Raw genomic sequence first — 17657 nt, forward strand, 5'->3', positions numbered from 1 at the left:
TCCCGGAACGGTGAGTTCTTGCGCCGTGACTTTTCTTGTCGACAAATAAAATACAAAGAGTATTATGACTGTAGATCAAGGCGGCGAGACAGGCCGTCCATGGAACCGCCAGCCCGAGGAGCGCGTGATGAAGGCCCAGATCTTTTCCGGCTGCATGCCGGCGCTGATGACCCCCTGCAGGGAGGATCGCAGCCCCAATTTCGAAGCGCTGGTGCGCAAGGGCAAGGAGCTGATCGCCGCCGGCATGTCCGCCGTGGTCTATTGCGGCTCGATGGGCGATTGGCCGCTTTTGACCGACGAACAGCGCATGCAGGGCGTCGAGGCCCTGGTGAAGGCCGGCCTGCCGGTGATCGTCGGCACCGGTGCGGTCAACACCGCCTCTGCCGTCGCCCATGCCGCCCACGCCCAGAAGATCGGCGCCAAGGGGCTGATGGTGATCCCGCGCGTGCTCTCGCGCGGTTCGGTCGTCGAGGCGCAGCGCCACCATTTCAAGGCGATCCTCGCCGCGGCGCCCGATCTGCCGGCGGTGATCTACAACAGCCCCTATTACGGCTTCGCCACCCGCGCCGACCTGTTCTTCGCGCTGCGGGCCGAGCATCCCAACCTGGTCGGCTTCAAGGAGTTCGGCGGCGCCGCCGACATGCGCTATGCCGCGGAAAACATCACCAGCCGCGACGATGACGTCTCGCTGATGATCGGCGTCGACACCTGCGTCTTTCACGGCTTCGTCAATTGCGGCGCGACCGGCGCGATCACCGGCATCGGCTGCGTGCTGCCCAGGGAGGTGCTGCAGCTCGTCAGCCTGAGCCAGGCGGCGGCGCAGGGCGATGTCGAAGCGCGGCGCCTCGCGCTCGAGCTGGAGGCGGCGCTCGCCGTGCTGTCCTCCTTCGACGAGGGGCCGGAGCTCGTCCTCTATTTCAAGCACATGATGGTGCTGAAGGGCGACGCCGAGTACACGCTGCACTTCAACCCGACCGACCTGCTCGGCGAGAGCCAGCGCGGCTATGTCGAGGCGCAGCTCAAGCTGTTCGACGCCTGGTATGCGCAGTGGTCGAAGCAGGCAGGTACGCTGAGGCGCGCCGCCTGAGAACTGCCGAGGATAGGCCCTCCCAACGATAGGAGGGCCTATCCATCGGGCCATGGGTGTCGAGCTGCCCGACGTGACGAGTGTCTCAGTTGGGTCGTTAGCGGACCATCGGCCCCGCCAATACGACCTCCAACATCCCATCTTTCGTCCGGACCGCTAAAGTACAGTCTTCTCCCGAAACCTTGAACTCTTCGCCCGTTTCCAGTGCTCGGACGAAACGTGTTTTGATTTCCCGAGTAGGAGAACGATCGACCATGTGACTCACGAAAATCCTGGCAAGGCTGTCCTTGTCCACCTTTTCGCCGGCAGAGGCGCTTAGCACCGCCAGATATCCGGGCACAAACCCGGGCATGGCCACCGAGCTGGTCGATAACGACCGTTCTTTCACGAGGCATTGGATGCCTTCGTCGTCGTAGCGGCACCTCGCCCGATAAGGTTCGAACAGTGCCCGAACCTCGGCAATCGCAGCTTTCGCGTCTCTAACCGCGACCTCGCACGCCGGCGAACGACTGGGGAGCAAACTCAAAGCCAACGCTGACAAGAGGCCGATCAAACGCACCGGGACGTCTCCTAAGAGCGATACAACCGATGGTATGGTGCGCACGTTTGGTCTGCAACGGGTCGTGAGCTGACAGTCCGGCCAGACCCGTGGCTTTCTCGTTGGTCACGCAACCGCGTCGAGCCCCAGCGCCTCCAGCCGGTCCAAGTGATCGATCTCGGCTACTGTCAGGGCAACGCCATCCGCCAGCGAGCCCTCGCGGGCCTTGAAACGCCGCTGCGAGGGCAGGCGCGCGCCCTGGCCGGCGATCGCCTCGAACAGGATCTCGGCGCGGGCGAAGGGATCGCCGGGACGGCCGGCGGCGAAGCGCTCGGGCGAGAACGCCAGGATCAGCTCGCCATGCTGCGGCGCCAGCGTCGTGGTGCCCAGGAAATCGAGCGCGCCCTGGCTGGTCAGGTCGCCGATCATCACGCCGGCCAGCAGTTCGATCATGGTCGAGATCGCCGAGCCCTTGTGTCCGCCAAAGGGCAGCATCGCCCCGGCGAGCGCCGCGGTCGGGTCGGTGGTCGGCTCGCCCTGCGCATCGAGCGCCCAGCCCTCGGGCAGCGGCTTGCCGGCGCGGCGGTAGAGTTCGATCTCGCCGCGCGCCGCGACGCTGGTGGCGAAGTCGAAGACGTAAGGGTACCCGCTTTGGCGTGGCCAGCCGAAGGCGAGCGGGTTGGTGCCGAGCAGGGCGCTGATTCCGCCGGACGGCGCCACCGTCGCGTAGCTCGGGCACATCGCCAGCGCGGCGACGCCCATTTCGGCGAGCACCTCGACCTCCGGCCAGAGCGCCGAGAAATGGGTGCAGTCGTTGATCACCAGAGCCGCGAGGCCGAGCTGCTTGGCTCGCTCGGCGAGGGCGGTGGCTCCGAGCTCGAAGCCGGCGCAGGAGAAGGCGCCGCCTGCGGAAACGCGCAGCACGGCCGAGCCATCGTCATGCAGGGCGGGCTCGGCGTCGGGCGAGACCTTCCCAGCCTTGATGGTGCGCAGGCAGCCTTCGACGCGGTAAACGCCATGCGACTTGCAGCCGTCGCGTTCGCCGGCCGCGATCACGTGCGCGAGCGCCGCCGCATGCCGCGACGACAACCCGCCCTTGCGGAAGATCGCCTCGATCCGGCCCGTCAGCGCCTCCATGCTGAGGATCGTCGTGTCGCTCATGGCGCGCGCTCCGCTCGTTGCAAATCTGTATACATGCTGTATTCAGAAAGCCGACATGACTTCAAGCAGGCTTTGCGCGCCTGAGGAAAGCTCTGAACCATGGCCAGCCACACCTTCTCCTGCATCGACGGCCACACCTGCGGCAATCCGGTCCGCCTGGTTTCGGGCGGCGGCCCGCGCCTCGAAGGTGCGACCATGCTGGAGAAGCGGGCACATTTCCTGCGCGAGTTCGACTGGATCCGTACCGGGCTGATGTTCGAGCCGCGCGGGCACGACATGATGTCGGGCTCGATCCTCTACCCGCCGACACGGCCCGATTGTGACGTCGCCGTGCTGTTCATCGAGACCTCGGGCTGCCTGCCGATGTGCGGCCATGGCACGATCGGCACGATCACCATGGGCATCGAGAACGGGCTGATCACGCCGCGCGAGCCCGGCAAGCTGTCGATCGATGCGCCGGCCGGCAAGGTCGACATCAGCTATCGCCAGGAGGGCCGCTTCGTCGAGGAGGTTCGCCTCACCAATGTCCCCGGCTTCCTCTATGCCGAAGGGTTGACCGCCGAGGTCGAGGGGCTTGGCGAGATCGTCGTCGACGTCGCCTATGGCGGCAATTTCTATGCGATCGTCGAGCCGCAGAAGAACTTCCTGGATATGGCCGACCACACCGCCGGCGAGCTGGTCGGCTGGTCGCCGAAGCTGCGGGCGGCGCTGAACGCGAAATACGAGTTCGTCCATCCGGAGCATCCGGAGATCCAGGGCCTCTCCCACATCCAGTGGACCGGCAAGGCGACGCAAGGTAGCGCCCATGCCCGCAACGCCGTGTTCTATGGCGAGAAGGCGATCGACCGCTCGCCCTGCGGCACCGGAACCTCGGCGCGGATGGCGCAGCTCGCCGCCAAGGGCAAGCTCGGGGTCGGCGACGAGTTCGTGCACGAATCGATCATCGGCTCGCTGTTCAAGGGCCGGGTCGAGGCGGCGACGACGGTGGCGAATCGCCCAGCGATCATCCCCTCGATCGCCGGCTGGGCCCGGATGACCGGCTACAACACCATCTTCATCGACGACCGCGACCCGTTCGCGCACGGCTTCGTGGTGAAATAGGGCGAGATGGCAGCGGTCATGCCTATGCTGGGCATGGCACTCTACTGAGCAACATCTCTGCTTACCGCCGCAGCGAAGCGCCCTTGGCCACTGCCGCATCGCGGGCGGCGAGGGTGACGCGCGCCGCTGCGAGTGCCTGGCGAGCCCATTCGCGGACGCCGAACTCAGTGGTGCGTTCGAGATGCGGGACCTCGACGCTGACCGGCAGCTCGGCCGGGAGCTGGCTGAAGATGCCGACGAGGTCGATGCCGCCCTCGCCCGGCAGCAGACGGGCCTGCCGGGCGGTGTGAATCAGGCCTTCGGTCGTGGTGGGGATCTCGGCCGGCGCGTCGCAGAGCTGGGCATAGCTCAGGCGCGCGGTCGGGATCGCGGCGATGTCGGCGAGCGTGGTGCTGGAGCGGCCAGCGTGAAGCGCATCGACCAGAACGCGGCCATTGGGCTGATCGGCGGCGGTGACGATACGCAGTGCCGTGCTGGCGTCCGGAACCTTGGTCCACGGCATGAATTCGAGGTCGCCGGTCAGGCCATACGGCGCCGCCGCGGCGCAGAAGGCGGCGAAGGAGGCGGTGAGACGCGCCTCGTCGGGATCGTCGCCGGCGACCAGCACGGCGCGGGCCTGCAGCGCGCCGCAGACATCGAGGAAGGGTCTGACGGCCTCGACGGAAAAATCGGCGCCGAGCCGGATGATCTCGACATCGAAGACCGGGACGCCGTCGGCGATGGCGCGCCGGGTTTCGGCCAGCAGCGCGGCATCCTCGATCAGCGGGCTGGTGTCGCCGCCCGGCGCTGCCGGGAGGGCGCGCAGGCCGACGGCGTCATAGCCGAGCTCGGCGGCGAGCCGGACCGCATCGGGCGGGCTCAGCGGCACGGTGGTGAGATAGGCCAGCGACATCAGCGGCATGACGGGTATCCCTGTTCGAGTGCGCCGATGCCTGGTTCAATCGTCGGCACACTCTCATCCTTTTTGCGAAGCAGGATCTTTTCGGAGAACCGGTTTCCACTTGTCCGGATCATGCTTCAGGCGAGCGGCGAGATCGCGGTCGGCAGCGCGATCGTCGAATACATCTCGCCGGTCAGCCATTCCGGCCCGCCCTTGGGCGGCCAGATGCCCTTGGCAACAGCATCGGCCCGGACGGCGGCGCGCTGATCGAGGCTGGCGAAGGGCCAGATATGGGTAAAGCGCGGCGGCCCATCGAGCGCGTACATGGCGATGACCAGCGGCGAGAGCTCGACGCGTGCCGGTACGGCGGCCTGCCAGGCCGCGATCGTCGCCGGCACGCCGCCATGCTTCAGCATATAAGTTCGGATCTCGTAGACCGCGCCGAGCTTGCCGAGCTGCACCGGCGGCAGGAAGGGGAAGGGCGCATAGCTGTCGAAGGCGAGCCTGGCGATGTCCTCGCCGGCTCCGAACGGGTTGCCGCTTGAGAGCAGGCGCTGGCGCTCCGACAAGAGCTCGGTCTCGTCGGCGAAGCTGCGCAGCAGGATGACCTGGTTGAGCGTGCCGATCTCGCTCGCCCAGCAGCCGAGCAGGCGGCCCTTCGCCTCCGGCGCCTTCAGCGCGGCGTCGACCGCGGCGACGACCGCGCCCGCCTTGCCGAGGCGGACGGTGAGGGTGGCGATGTCATAGCGCATGGCGGTTCTCCGGGCGCGGGATCAGGAACGGTTGTTGGCGAGCGGGATGCCGCCGGCATGGTGGGCGGCGACGTAGCCGAAGGTCATGGCCGGGCCGAGCGTGATGCCGCCGGCGGGATAGCGGCCGGCCATCATGCTCGACATGTCGTTTCCGACCGCATAGAGGCCCGGAATCGGCGCATCGTGGTCATCGAGCACGCGCGCCTGCGCATCCGTCTTCAGCCCGGCGAAGGTGCCCAGGCTGCCGGGCACGATCCTGACTGCATAGAACGGCCCCGGGCCGAGCGGCGCGACGCACGGGTTCGGCTGATTGTCGGCCGCGCCCTGGATGCGGTTGTAGGGCGTATCGCCGCGGCCGAATTCGGGGTCGCGGCCCTCGGCGGCGGTGGCGTTGTAGGCGTCGAGGGTGCGGGCCAGCCCGTGGGCATCGATGCCGCAGGCCGACGCAAGCTCGGCGATCGTCGCGCCGCGCTTCAGGTAACCGTTGCTGAGCCAGGGCCGGATCGGGAAGGGGCGGGGCCGTACGCGGCCGAGCCCATAGCGGCGCAGGAAGGCGTGATCGCAGATCAGCCAGGCTTGCGCCGGCTCGCCCGCGGGCGTCGCGGCGAAGAGGGCTTGCATCACGTCGTGATAGGAATCGGCCTCGTTGCAGAAGCGCCTGCCGTCCCGGCGCACCATCAGCGCGCCGGGCTTGGCCCGCTCGACCAGATGCGGGAAGCGGCCAGGCTCGCCACCCGGCTTCGGCACCAGCGAGACCGGGGCCCAGGCGCCGGCGTGCGTGAGGTCCGACCGGACATGTCCCCCGGCGGCCTCGCCGAGCCTGAGGCCGTCGCCGGTATTGCTGCAAGGCGCCGCAGACCAGTGCTCGCGGCCGGTCGGCGCATGCGGGAAGAGCGCCGACTTGCGGGCGAGATCATGCGGGAAGCCGCCGGTGGCGAGCACGACGCCGCGTGTCGCCCGGATTGTCCGGCGTGTGCCCTCGTGCTCGATAACGGCGCCGCCGATGCGCTCGCCGTCGCGCAGCAGTTCCACCGCCGCGGTCTCCTTCAGCAAGGCTATACCGAGATCATCGGCCGATTTGAGCAGGCGCGCCACAAGGGCGTTGCCGTTGACCAGAAGCAGGCCGCGGCCATGGCTGGCGCGATCAATGAAGTGGCGCGCCAGCCGGCGCAGGACATGCAGGAAAGAGGGGAGCTTACGCGTCGCATTGAGGAAATGCTGGAGGTCGGTGCCCGACGCGATGTTCATCCCGAAGGGCGCGATCTCTTCGAGCGGCGGGCGCAGGTCCTGCAGGCGCGCGCCGAGCTCGCGCCCGTCATAGGGCTTGGCGCAGAGCGAGCGGCCGCCGGTGCCTGCGCCGGGCACGTTGCCGTGGAAGTCCGGCATCAGGTTGCCGTCGATGAAGTCGACCGCGCTCTCGCGCCGGAAGAACTCGACCATGAGCGGCCCCTGCTCGATCAGCATGGTGACGAAGGCCTCGTCATAGCCTTCGCCGAGCTCGTGGCGCAGATAGGTGCGTATCGTCTCCTCGTCCTCGTCGATGCCGGCGGCGCGGGCGAGCGGGTTACGCGGCAGCCACATCCAGCCGCCCGACCAGGCGGTGGTGCCGCCGAAATGGCGCTCCTTCTCGACCAGGACGACATCGAGGCCGAGCACGGCCGCGGTGACGGCGCTCGCCAGCCCGCCGGCACCGGAGCCGATCACCAACAGGTCGCAGGAGCTGGGCAGGTCGCTGCTCATTCCGCAGCGCGCTCCGCTGGCGGGCGCAGGCCGAGTGCGTGGCGGATCGCGCACCAGGCGAAGGTGATGGCCGGACCGATGGTGATGCCGGGGCCGGGATAGGTCCCGCCCATGACCGACTGCGCCTCATTCCCGCAGGCATAAAGCCGGCCGATCGGCCGGTCGCCCTCGCCGAGCACCTGCGCGTTCTCGTCGATGACGAGGCCTGTGGCGGCGCCGATATCGCCGGGCGTCAGCTTGACCGCGTAGAAGGGGGCCGTCGCGATCGGGCCGAGCGTCGGATTGGGCAGGCCGCGCGAGGCGTCGCCGTTGACGCGGTGATAGTCGGTTGTGCCGCGGCCGAACTCGGGATCGACGCCGCTGCGGGCATGGTCGTTCATGCGGGCGATGGTGTCGCCGAGCGCAGCGGGATCGATCGAAAGCTTGCCGGCGAGTTCGGCGATGGTCGCGCCTTCGACGAGATAGCCGTCGGCGACGAAGGGTTTCAGGTCGCGCGTGCCCATCCTGACCATGCCGAGCCCGTAGCGCCTGAGACCTTCGGCGTCGGTGATGATCCAGCAGGGGATGGTCGGACGCGTCCGGTTCGCCTCGAACATGGCGCGGCTGAACAGATGATAGGAGGTGGATTCGTTGACGAAGCGCCGGCCGGTCTGGTCGACACAGACAGTGCCCGGCTTGCTGCGGTCGAGTACGAAATGCGGGAAGACCGCGGTGCTGCCATCCGGCCTTGTCCGCGTCGAGACGGGCGCCCAATAAGCGTTGTCCCGGCTGCCCTCGCCGAAGCGCGCGCCGAGCTTGAGCGCCAGGTCCTGCATCGCGCCGGTGTGGCCGGGGGCGGCCGGGCTGAGCGCCGGCGTCGGTGAGTGCAGCATGGCGCCGCGGCGCTGCGGATGGCGGTTGAAGCCGCCGGCGGCGAGCACGACGGCGAGGCCAGCCGCGATCGCGCGCGTCGCACCGCCATGCTCGACGACGACGCCGGTGACGCCGTCAGGACCTGTCTGCAATTCGGTGATCGCGGCGTTGAGCAGCACCGTGCCGCCATGCTGCTTCAGCGTCAGCAGCAGGCTGCCGATCAGGGCGTTGCCCATGACGAGGCGGGTGCCGCGCTTGCCGCGGAGGCGGTCCAAGCCGTAGCGGCCGAGGATGGCGGCTGCGTGCCTGAACGAGGCCCAGGACGTCCGGAGCTTGAGCAGGTGGCCGATATCGGTGCGGTCGATCATCATGCCGCCGAACAGCGTGAATTCCGGGATCGGCGGGCGGATACGGTGGAGATCGGCGCCGAGCTGGCGGCCATCGAAGGGAATCGGCTCGAGGGCGCGGCCGCGCAGGGTCGAGCCCTCGACATCCGACTCATAGTCGGGATGGGTCGCATAGGGGCGGAAATGCACCGCGGTGCGTTGTTCCAGCGTGGCGATCGCCTGCGGCCCGGCGCGCAGGTAGGCTTCGCGCAGCTGCGCCGAGGAATGGTTGCCGACGACGCCGTCGAGGAAACGAGCAGCTTTTTCAAATGAGTCCCCGGTCGCGACCTTTTCGGCATGGAGCGAGTTCGGAATCCAGGTGGTGGCGGCGGAGAGGGCACTGGTGCCGCCGACGTGCTCGGTGCGCTCGACGACCAGCACCGAGCGGCCCTCGATCGCTGCGAAGACGGCCGCCGCCAGTCCTGCCGCGCCGGAGCCGGCGACGATGACGTCGTAGGAGATCTGTTCCGGCAGGGCCGCCAGCGTCGTGAACATCACAGAACCTCAGCCGATGCGCTCGCCGGCGAGCAGGAAGTCGACCATGGCGCTCTGCAGCGCCTGGTACATGTCGCTGCCGGTCGAGGTCGGGCAGCCGCGCTTGCGGGCAGCCTCGATCAGCGGCGAGACCACGGGAACCGTGATGACGCAGCCGACGAAAGTCTCGGGCGCAAGCTTGTCGACCTCGACCGGCAGCGGATCACCGGGCTTCATGCCGGCCGGAGAGGCATTGGCGACGAGCTCGAATCCGGTCGGATCGGCCGAGCCGACGATGACCTTCGTGCGGCCCCGCCCGTCGAGGCGGGCGATGAGCCGGTCGCGGCGCTCGGCGTCGGCATCGTGGATGGCGAGTTCGCTGACTCCGGCATCGACGAGGGCGAGCGCGATCGCCGAGCCGGCGCCGCCGGCGCCGATCAGCAGGGCGCGCTTGCCGGCGGGCTCGCCGCCATTGGCCTTGACAGCGCCGACGAAGCCGAGCCCGTCGACGATGTCGCCATGCCAGGCGCCGTCCTTGCGCCGGCGCATGATGTTGACGGTGCCGAGGAAGTCGCCGCGCTCGGTCGCGCTGGCGCAATGGCGATGGCAGGCGAACTTGTGAGGCACGGTGACGATGATGCCGTCGCAGTTCGGCACATGGTCGAGCGCGCTCAGGAAGCCAGCGAGATGGTCTGGCGCGACGCGCACCGGCGCGACGATGCCGTCATGGCCGCGCGCGGCGAAGGCGGCGGTCATGCCGGCCGGCGACTTCACCTGTGCGATCGGCTCGCCGACGATGACATTGAGGCGGGTCGCGCCGGTGATGGTGATGCTCATGGTGATGTCCTCCGGCCGCAGCAGTTTTGAGTTGGCCCATTTTCTTCACGCGAACCGGTGTCCACTTCGCTCGAAAATGCTTTAGGCCGCACGAGTGTCCTGGGTTTCGACGACGCCGAGAAGCCGCGCCTGCAAGGCTTCGTCATGCTCCAGCTGGGCGGCCTCGCCGGCGAAGGCGACCTGGCCGTTGACCAGCACATAGGCGCGGTCGACGATCGGCAGCACGAGCTCGGCATGGTGCTCGACGATGACCATGGCGACGCGTCCGCGCAGCTTCACCAGCGCTTCCATGACCTCGTTGACCACGGCCGGGGCCAGGCCCTCGAAGGGCTCGTCGAGCAGGACGAGCTTGCTCGGCACCATCAAGGCTCGGGCGATCGCGACCATCTGGCGCTCGCCGCCCGAGAGGTTCTCCGCCTTGGCGGCCTGGCGCGTCCTGAGGCGCGGGAACAGAGCGAAGGCCTCCTCCAGCGTGATGCCGCCCGGCCGCTGCGCCAGCAAAAGGTTCTCGGTGACGGTGAGGTTGGGGAAGAGCCGGCGCCCCTCCGGCACCAGTGAGATGCCGAGCCGGTTGATCTCGAAGGGCCTGAGCTTGCGCAGGTCCGTGCCGGCGAAGCTGATCGAGCCTGCGTCGAGAGGCAGGCTGCCGGTCAGCGCGCGCAGCGTCGTGGTCTTGCCGACGCCGTTGCGGCCGAGCAGCGCGACAGCCTCGCCCTCGCGGATGGTAAGATCGACCCCGGAGAGAACGGTGCTACCGCCATAGCCGACGGCGATGCCTTTTGCATCGAGCAGGACCGGGCTCGTCGCGCCCGCACGTCGTGTCACTGCTGGGGCGGACGCCCGCTCGCCGTCCTGGGCGGCGCCGAGATAGGCGGCGATGACCTCGGGATTGCGCGCGACCTCGGCCGGCTTGCCGTCGGCGATCATCCGGCCCTGATGCAGCACCGAGATGCGGTCCGAGATGGCCAGGACCCGGTCGATGTCGTGCTCGATCAGCAGCACGGCGTGGCGTTGGGCGAGCTTGCGGATGAGGTCGGCGACGACGATGCGGTCGGCTTCGGCGAGGCCCGCCAGCGGCTCGTCGAGCAGCAGCAGCTTGGCCTCGATCGCCAGCGTCACGCCGATCTCGAGCAGGCGCTTGGCGCCATGCGGCAGATCCTGGGCAAGCTCGGCGGCCTGGTCGGCGAGACCGACGGCGTCGAGGATCGACCAGGTTCGCGCGTTGATCGCCTGATCGGCATGGGCATCGCGCAGCAGGCCGCGGGCGCCGATCCGGTGCGCCTGCACGGCGATGCGGACATTCTCGAAGACGCTGAGATTCGGGAAGATCGAGAGGATCTGGAAGGAGCGGCCCATGCCGAGCTGGGCGCGCGCATGCATCGGCAGGCGGGTGACCTCGCTGCCCTCGAAGAAGACCTGGCCGCTGGTGGGCGGCAATACGCCGGTCAGCATGTTGTAGAAGGTGGTCTTGCCGGCGCCGTTGGGGCCGATGATCGAGTGCAGCACGAAGGGCTTGACCTGAAGGTCGATCTCCTTGGCCGTCACCAGGCTGCCGAACTGCTTGGAGAGCTTGCGCGTCTCCAGGATCGGCTTGTCCGGATCCATCGCCTGCGCGGCGCTGACATAGGGCTCGATCAGCGCCGGCCGCGGCGGGATGCTGCCCCGAGTCAGGGTCCAGCGCTGCTTGCCGATGAGGCGCTGGGCCAGGCCCTGGATGCCCTCCGGCGAGAGCAGGGCGAACAGGATCAGGATCGGCGCGAAGATCAGCCACCAGTTCTCGGTGATCGCCGAGAGCCGGTTCTCCAGGATGATGAAGGTGATCGCGCCCCAGAGCGGGCCGAGGAAATGGTGGACGCCGCCGAGCACGGTCATCAGCAGCGCGTCGCCCGCATGCTGCCAGCTCAGATTATTGGCGTAGACGCCCTGCAGCAGGAAGGTCAGCAGCGCGCCGGAAAAGCCGACGAAGCCGGCCATCAGCACGAAGGAGCCGAGCCTGAGCAGGTAGACGTTGAAGCCGAGGCTGCGGGCGCGCTGCTCATTGTCGCGCACCGCCTGGAGCGCCCTGCCGAAGGGCGAATGCACCAGCCGCCAGAGCAGGCAGATGCCGGCAACGACGGCGGCCAGCACGAAGAGATGGAAGGAGAGGTCGCTGGGAAAGCTGGCGCGGGCGACGCCCTGCAGGCCGTTCTCGCCGCCGGTGACGGCCGTCCACTTGAAGGCGACCTCGAAGGCGATCTGCGAGCAGGCCAGCGTCAGCAGCGAGAAATAGAGGCCCTTGCGGCGCAGGATCAGCGCGCCGAGCCCGAATGCCAGCACGAGCGAAAACAGCACGGCGAGCACGATGCCGAAGACGTCGTTGCTGATCCGCCCGAGCACGAAGAAGGCGGCGGCATAGCTGGCGCAGCCGAAGAAGACTGAGGCACCGAACGGGACGAGCCCGGTATAGCCGACGAGCAGGTTCACGCCCATGCCGTAGAGCGTGTAGATCGCGATTTGGGTGATCAGGCCGATCGGCGCGCCGAGGCTGAGCCAGAGCAGCGTCAGGCCGGAGAGGACGAGGCTGGCCCAGAGGGCGGGATGCGCAAGGAAGCCGCGGGCGTTCATTCGAAGCGCTCCCACTTTTCACCGAAGAGGCCACGGGGACGCACGAGGAGGATCGCCGCCATCAGCACATACATCGCAGCGCCGGCCCATTCCGGCTGGAACTGGATGGTCATGGCGATGGTGACGCCGACGAGCAGCCCGGCGATGATCGCGCCGGCATAGGAGCCGAGCCCGCCGATCGTGACGATGACGAAGGCCGGCATGATCGCGCTCGCCGCCATGGTCGGCGTCACCGTCCAGAGGGGGGCTGCGAGCAGTCCAGCCAGGCCGGCGAGCAGACAGCCGATGCCGAAGACGAAGCTGAACACCACCGGCAGGTTGATACCGAGCAGGCCGACCATCTCGGCATCGCGCGAGCCGGCCCGGATGATCCGGCCGAAGGGCGTGTAGGTCAGGAAGGCCCAGAAGGCGACGAGAGCGGCGACCGTCACCAGCAGCACGAACATCCGGTATTTGGTCAGCAAGACCGGCCCGTATTCGACGAAGCCGGAGAGGAAGCGCGGCGCGCTGAACGGCAGGGGCGCCCCGCCGAAGATCATGCGCAGCACCGCCTCGAACAGCAGCGCCAGCGCGAAGGTCAGGATCAGGCCGAGCAGCGGCTCCTTGCCGTAGAGATGGCGAATCAGCACGATCTCGACCAGCATGCCGAGCGCGCCGGTGACGAAGGGCGCGAGCAGTGCCGCCCACCAGCCGAATTCGCGCGCCAGCACCAGAGCGACATAGGCGCCGACAGCGAAGAAGGCGCCATGGGCGAAGTTCACGATGCCGAGCAGCCCGAAGATGATCGAGAGCCCGACGGCGATCAGCACATAAAGGAAGCCCAACACCAGGCCGTTCACGGCCTGGGACAGGATCATATCGAGCATGGCAGGCGCTCCTCGAACGGGCGCGGCGAGGGAAGAGGAAGGGACCGGCCGGCGCGTGGCTCGGCCGGTCCTTCATCCGGCTGGACGGAGCGTCAGAGCGCGTCCATCTTGCAGGCGCTTTCGGCCTGCGAGCCGAAGGCCTTGTCGATGTCCCCTTGCGTCTTCGGCAGCTCGGCCTTGATGTCGAAATAGTCCCATTTGTCGGTGATCTTCGGCTTGATGCCGGCGATCAGCAGGCGATTGACCATCTGATGGTCGAAGTCGCGATAGTGGACATCGAGGTCGCCGCGCTTGACCTGCCATTTCTCCAGCGCGGCGACGATCGCCGCCGGCTCGGTCGACTTGGCAGCCTCGATCGCGTCGAGCAGGCTCTTCATGCCGAACCAGCCCATCCACGCCTTGTCGGCGGCGGGGCGGTTGTATTTCTTCTCATAGGCCGCCGCCATCGCCTGCTCTTCCGGCGGATTGTTCGGGTTCTTGTAGTACCAGGTCAGGGTGTAGAGCCCGTCGGCAGCCTCGGGCCCGACGCCCCAGAGGTCGGTATTGCCCACCGAGATCTCGGCGAAGGGGATACGGCCCTTCATGCCGAGCTCGTTCCACTGCTTCAGGAAGGTCGTGAGGTCGCTCGCTGCGACGCCGCCGATGACCACATCGGGCCTGGCGGCGCGGATCTTCAGGATGAAGGAGCTGTAGTCGGGCGTGCCGACCGGCACCTCGTCGGCGCCGACGATGGTGATGCCGTTCGCCTTGGCGTAGGCCTCGAAGGCCCTCTTGATGTCCTGGCCGAAGGCGTAGGCGGCGGTCAGCAGATACCACTTCTTGCCGATCTCGCCGCAATAGGGCGCGAGCGCGCGAACATGCACCTCGACCGGCGGCTGCAGGCGGAAGGTATACTTGTTGCAGGATTTTCCGGTGAGGTCGCCGGTCGCGGCGTTGGCGGCGACATAGGGGATCTTGGCCTTCTTCGCCACGGCCGAGATGCCCAATGCGAAGGAGCTCAGTGCGCCGCCGACCATGCCGACGACCTTGTGCTCGCCGACGAGGCGCTCGGCGTTCTGCTGGGCGCCCTGCGGATTGGGCTCGTCGAGCCAGACGATTTCGGCGGGGCGACCGAGCAGGGTGTTGTTGCGCTGCTCAAGCGCCAGCATGCCGCCTTGGGCGAGGTATTCCGACTGGTCGACGATGCTGCCGGTCTTGGCCCAGATCATGCCGATCTTGATCGGCTCGGCCGCGGCGGCGTGGCCGATATAGGGCATGCCGAGCCGGGCCGAGACGAGCCCGCTCGCGCCAAGCGAGCCGGCGCCGAGGAGCAGGCTCCGGCGCCTGATGGTGGAAATCCGCTGCGGCTTGTCTGAGTCGGTCACGACGTCCCTCCCTGCATTGGCGTTCCCCGGAGGCCTTGCCTGGCTCCGATTGGCTGGCTCCGCGATGCGTGCCGGCGGCGATGCTCTAGCATAAATGGAATAAAATTCCAGTCCTATTTTCAAAAATGGAATCTTGTTCCAGATAACTTGACCGATGATCCCGCCAGCGGGATAAGGAGGCGCAACGCAGGAGGCCGGGGCATGTCGCCATTCTCAATCGGGATCGTCGGGGCCGGAGCAATCGGCCGCCTCCATGCGGACGTGATCGCGGGAACGGATTTCGCCGTGGTCGCCGGCCTCGCCGATCCGACCGAGGCCGGCCGGGCCTTTTGCGAAGAGCGTGGTTTGCGCTGGTTCCCGGATCACCACTCCCTGATCGCCGCGGGTGGTTTGGAGGCGCTGATCGTCGCGACGCCGAACCAGACCCATCTGCCGATCGGGCTCGATGCGATCGCGCAGGGGATTCCCGTGCTGATCGAGAAGCCGGTCGCGGTGACGGTGGCAGAGGGCGAGGAGCTGGCGGCTGCTTCGGCCCGCGCCGGTTTGCCGGTCCTCGTCGGCCATCACCGGCGCTACAACCCGATCATCGCCACGGCGCGCGAGACGGTGCAGAGCGGCGGGCTCGGACGGCTGACCACCGCCACGGTGCTCTACACCTTCTACAAGCACGACGCCTATTTCGATCTGGCCTGGCGGCGCGAGCCCGGCGGCGGGCCGGTTCTGATCAACCTGATCCACGAGATCGACCTGATCCGCTTCATCTGCGGAGAGATCGTCGCGGTCCAGGCCGTCACCTCCGACCGCATCCGCGGCCTGCCGGTCGAGGACACCGCGGCGGTGCTGCTCGAACTCGCGAATGGCGCGCTGGTGACGGTCAGCCTGTCCGACACCGCCGTGGCGCCGTGGAGCTGGGACCTGTCCTCGGGCGAGTTGCCGAACTATCCGGCGCAGCCGGCACCGGTGACCTCGCATTTCCTGTCGGGGACGGAAGGCTCGCTGACGCTGCCCGGGCTCGATCTCTGGCGCTATGACGGCGAGAAGAGCTGGTTCGCGCCGATCTCACGGCAGACGCTGCCGATCACGCGCGAAAGCCCTTATCTGCGTCAGCTGCGTCACCTTCGCGATGTCGTGCGCGACGGCGCCAAGCCGCTGATCGACGCCGCCGATGCGACCCGCACCTTGCGGGCCACACTTGCCGTCCACGAAGCGGCACGCCAGAGACAACGCCAGGAACTCCATGATGGATAGGGCCATGGCGAAGAAGCTCGTCGCTGACACGGAAGAGGCCGAGGCCGATCAGGCTCCGAGCGGGCTGCTCGAGCGGACGCTGGGGGTGATCGAGCTCCTGGCGGCCCATGCGCACGGGCTCCCGCTCTACGAGATCGCCGAGCGGCTGAGCATCCCGCGCAGCGCGACGCATCGTGTCCTGACCAGCCTGGTCGAGCGCGGCTATGTTCGCCAGGAGCGCCATCACGGCATGTACCAGCTCACGGCCAAGATCGCCTCGCTTGCCTTCAGTTTTCTCGCCGGCAGCGGCATCACCGATCTCGCCCAGCCGGTGCTCGACCAGCTGGCGCGCGAGACCGCCGAACTGGTCCGCCTCGCTTTGATCGATGGGCGCGAGCTGATCTGGGTGGCAAAGTCGCAAGGCTCGCCCTTCGGCCTGCGCTATGACCCAGATATGGGCCAGTCGGGCCGGCTCTCCTGCTCGGCCAGCGGCCATGCCTGGCTCTCCTGCCTGCCTGAGGAGGAGGCGCTCGCGATCGTGGAGCGCCAGGGCTACGGCTCGCGCGAGGAGTTCGGCCCGAAGGCGCCGCAGACGCCGGCCGCTTTGCTCAAATATCTGCGCCAGGCCCGCAAACGCGGCTTCAGCATGGTGAGCCAGACCTATTCGCCCTGGATGAGCGCGACGGCGGCGCCGATCCGCAGCGCCCAAAGCGGCGAGGTCATCGGCGCGCTGGTGATCGCCGGGCCGCATATCCGCCTGACCGAGGAGAAGATGCTGATCTTCTCGCCGATGCTGCTCAGTGCCGCGCGGGAACTGTCGCTCGCGCTGGGGGCGAGCCCGACGCTGGTCTCGCATCAGCCGCGGGGCCCCTTCTTCGGCTGAGGCAAGGCTTCACAGGAAGATTTCGCAGGGACGCGTGAGAGAATGCAGCTGGCGGCGCATACCTTCGGTTTCGTCTGGCAGGAGGAGGCGGAGGCGGCGGTTGCGGCGCTGGCCGGCGCCGGTTTCCGCCGGATCCAGCTGATGGCTTCGCCGCCGCATTTCGATCCCTGGCGCGAGGACGAGGCCCGGACCGCGCGGCTGCGCCGGCTCGTCGAAGACCATGCCCTCGAATTGCTGGCTGCGGATCTCGCCAGCAGCGACATCAACCTCGCCAGTGCCGCGCCCGAGGTCGTCGCCTTCTCGGTCGAGGCCTATCGCCGGCTGGCGCTGCGCTGTGCCGAGCTGGGCGCGCGGCATGTCTGCGTCGGCTCCGGGCGGCGCCACGCGCTGCTCGCCAAGGCCAATGATCGGCTGATGCAGAGCTTCCGGCCGGCTTTCCGTCAGGTGGTGGAAGCAGCGCGCTGGGCTGGGGTCGGCGTCATCCTGGAGAACCATCCGCAGGGGCTGCTCGACAGCGCCGCGACGATCGCACGCTTCCTCGACGAGGAGGGCTATGACGACATCGCGGTGATCTACGACGTCGCGAACGGTTTCGCGATCGGGGAGGATCCGGCGCAGGGCCTGCGCTTGCTCGCCGGGCGCATCGGCATCGTCCATCTCTCGGACAGCCCTGCCGGCCAGTGGCGGCATGATCCGATCGGCAGCGGCGCCATCGATTTTTCCGCGATCAGGCTGGAGCTAGAGCGGCAGGGCTATGCCGGGCCGGTGGCGCTGGAGATCCTGTCGGAAGCGCCGCTCGCCGGGCTGCTCGATGGGGTGGCGCGGCTGGTGGCGCAGGGCTGGCACTTCGACGGGGAGCTGCCGAAAGCTGCCTAGCTCGGCGGTCGCGATACAGGCTGCGCGCA

Annotated in this window: 15 protein-coding genes; 5 read left to right on the forward strand and 10 right to left on the reverse strand. The window is 68.0% G+C overall.

Annotation, left to right across the window (positions count from 1 at the left end):
• The first annotated feature begins 127 nt into the window (after positions 1-127).
• Positions 128-1087, forward strand: a complete 960-nt coding sequence (locus CXY91_RS18585) for a dihydrodipicolinate synthase family protein (protein ID WP_100962699.1) — start codon at positions 128-130, stop codon at positions 1085-1087.
• A gap of 97 nt (positions 1088-1184) precedes the next feature.
• On the opposite strand, the gene CXY91_RS18590 is transcribed toward CXY91_RS18585, so the two are convergent.
• Together CXY91_RS18590 and CXY91_RS18595 are read right to left on the reverse strand one after the other, a co-directional pair.
• Positions 1185-1646, reverse strand: a complete 462-nt coding sequence (locus CXY91_RS18590) for a hypothetical protein (protein WP_100962700.1) — start codon at positions 1644-1646, stop codon at positions 1185-1187.
• 105 nt (positions 1647-1751) lie between these two features.
• Entirely contained in the window at positions 1752-2786 is a 1035-nt protein-coding gene (locus CXY91_RS18595; RefSeq protein WP_100962701.1) for an Ldh family oxidoreductase, read from the reverse strand.
• Positions 2787-2885: 99 nt separating this feature from the next.
• On the opposite strand from CXY91_RS18595, the gene CXY91_RS18600 reads away from it, so the two are divergent.
• Positions 2886-3887, forward strand: a complete 1002-nt coding sequence (locus CXY91_RS18600) for a 4-hydroxyproline epimerase (protein ID WP_100962702.1) — start codon at positions 2886-2888, stop codon at positions 3885-3887.
• Between the two features lie 61 nt (positions 3888-3948).
• Here the strand turns inward: CXY91_RS18600 and CXY91_RS18605 are convergent, their stop codons facing one another.
• The 8 genes from CXY91_RS18605 to CXY91_RS18640 form a co-directional block, all read right to left on the reverse strand.
• Positions 3949-4788 carry a sugar phosphate isomerase/epimerase family protein gene (locus CXY91_RS18605; protein ID WP_100962703.1) on the reverse strand — a complete coding sequence of 280 codons (840 nt, stop codon included), beginning with the start codon at positions 4786-4788 and terminating at the stop codon, positions 3949-3951.
• Positions 4789-4904: 116 nt separating this feature from the next.
• Positions 4905-5519, reverse strand: a complete 615-nt coding sequence (locus CXY91_RS18610; protein WP_100962704.1) for an NIPSNAP family protein — start codon at positions 5517-5519, stop codon at positions 4905-4907.
• 21 nt (positions 5520-5540) lie between these two features.
• On the reverse strand, positions 5541-7259 hold the full coding sequence (locus tag CXY91_RS18615; RefSeq protein ID WP_100962705.1) for an FAD-dependent oxidoreductase: 1719 nt from the start codon (positions 7257-7259) through the stop codon (positions 5541-5543).
• Positions 7256-8992: an FAD-dependent oxidoreductase gene (locus CXY91_RS18620; RefSeq protein ID WP_100962706.1), complete on the reverse strand. Its 1737-nt coding sequence runs from the start codon at positions 8990-8992 to the stop codon at positions 7256-7258. The genes CXY91_RS18615 and CXY91_RS18620 overlap by 4 nt, the downstream gene beginning before the upstream one ends.
• 9 nt (positions 8993-9001) lie before the next feature.
• A complete protein-coding gene (locus CXY91_RS18625; RefSeq protein WP_100962707.1) occupies positions 9002-9808 on the reverse strand; it encodes a shikimate dehydrogenase family protein in 807 nt (268 codons plus the stop codon).
• Between the two features lie 81 nt (positions 9809-9889).
• The gene (locus tag CXY91_RS18630) at positions 9890-12412 is read right to left on the reverse strand and encodes a branched-chain amino acid ABC transporter ATP-binding protein/permease (protein WP_100962708.1); all 2523 of its coding nucleotides are present in this window, start codon (positions 12410-12412) and stop codon (positions 9890-9892) included.
• Positions 12409-13278 carry a branched-chain amino acid ABC transporter permease gene (locus CXY91_RS18635; RefSeq protein ID WP_100962709.1) on the reverse strand — a complete coding sequence of 290 codons (870 nt, stop codon included), beginning with the start codon at positions 13276-13278 and terminating at the stop codon, positions 12409-12411. The genes CXY91_RS18630 and CXY91_RS18635 overlap by 4 nt, the downstream gene beginning before the upstream one ends.
• 92 nt (positions 13279-13370) lie before the next feature.
• The gene (locus tag CXY91_RS18640) at positions 13371-14642 is read right to left on the reverse strand and encodes an ABC transporter substrate-binding protein (RefSeq protein ID WP_100962710.1); all 1272 of its coding nucleotides are present in this window, start codon (positions 14640-14642) and stop codon (positions 13371-13373) included.
• A gap of 201 nt (positions 14643-14843) precedes the next feature.
• On the opposite strand from CXY91_RS18640, the gene CXY91_RS18645 reads away from it, so the two are divergent.
• From CXY91_RS18645 to CXY91_RS18655, 3 genes are read left to right on the forward strand one after another with little or no spacing between them, the layout of a single operon-like run.
• A complete protein-coding gene (locus CXY91_RS18645; RefSeq protein WP_100962711.1) occupies positions 14844-15890 on the forward strand; it encodes a Gfo/Idh/MocA family protein in 1047 nt (348 codons plus the stop codon).
• A gap of 4 nt (positions 15891-15894) precedes the next feature.
• Positions 15895-16752, forward strand: coding sequence for an IclR family transcriptional regulator (locus tag CXY91_RS18650; RefSeq protein WP_100962712.1), 858 nt, complete (start codon positions 15895-15897; stop codon positions 16750-16752).
• Between the two features lie 42 nt (positions 16753-16794).
• Entirely contained in the window at positions 16795-17628 is an 834-nt protein-coding gene (locus tag CXY91_RS18655) for a sugar phosphate isomerase/epimerase family protein (RefSeq protein ID WP_100962713.1), read from the forward strand.
• The last annotated feature ends 29 nt before the right edge of the window (positions 17629-17657 follow it).

This window comes from Allobosea sp. FBZP-16, from assembly GCF_002831785.1.
GTDB lineage: Bacteria > Pseudomonadota > Alphaproteobacteria > Rhizobiales > Beijerinckiaceae > Allobosea > Allobosea lupini.

Coding starts and splice junctions, on each gene's coding strand:
- CXY91_RS18600 (WP_100962702.1), top strand. CDS start 2,886: ATGGCCAGCCACACCTTCTCCTGCATCGACGGCCACACCTGCGGCAAT.
- CXY91_RS18620 (WP_100962706.1), bottom strand. CDS start 8,992: ATGTTCACGACGCTGGCGGCCCTGCCGGAACAGATCTCCTACGACGTC.
- CXY91_RS18650 (WP_100962712.1), top strand. CDS start 15,895: ATGGCGAAGAAGCTCGTCGCTGACACGGAAGAGGCCGAGGCCGATCAG.
- CXY91_RS18615 (WP_100962705.1), bottom strand. CDS start 7,259: ATGAGCAGCGACCTGCCCAGCTCCTGCGACCTGTTGGTGATCGGCTCC.
- CXY91_RS18630 (WP_100962708.1), bottom strand. CDS start 12,412: ATGAACGCCCGCGGCTTCCTTGCGCATCCCGCCCTCTGGGCCAGCCTC.
- CXY91_RS18595 (WP_100962701.1), bottom strand. CDS start 2,786: ATGAGCGACACGACGATCCTCAGCATGGAGGCGCTGACGGGCCGGATC.
- CXY91_RS18625 (WP_100962707.1), bottom strand. CDS start 9,808: ATGAGCATCACCATCACCGGCGCGACCCGCCTCAATGTCATCGTCGGC.
- CXY91_RS18655 (WP_100962713.1), top strand. CDS start 16,795: ATGCAGCTGGCGGCGCATACCTTCGGTTTCGTCTGGCAGGAGGAGGCG.
- CXY91_RS18605 (WP_100962703.1), bottom strand. CDS start 4,788: ATGCCGCTGATGTCGCTGGCCTATCTCACCACCGTGCCGCTGAGCCCG.
- CXY91_RS18585 (WP_100962699.1), top strand. CDS start 128: ATGAAGGCCCAGATCTTTTCCGGCTGCATGCCGGCGCTGATGACCCCC.
- CXY91_RS18635 (WP_100962709.1), bottom strand. CDS start 13,278: ATGCTCGATATGATCCTGTCCCAGGCCGTGAACGGCCTGGTGTTGGGC.
- CXY91_RS18610 (WP_100962704.1), bottom strand. CDS start 5,519: ATGCGCTATGACATCGCCACCCTCACCGTCCGCCTCGGCAAGGCGGGC.
- CXY91_RS18645 (WP_100962711.1), top strand. CDS start 14,844: ATGTCGCCATTCTCAATCGGGATCGTCGGGGCCGGAGCAATCGGCCGC.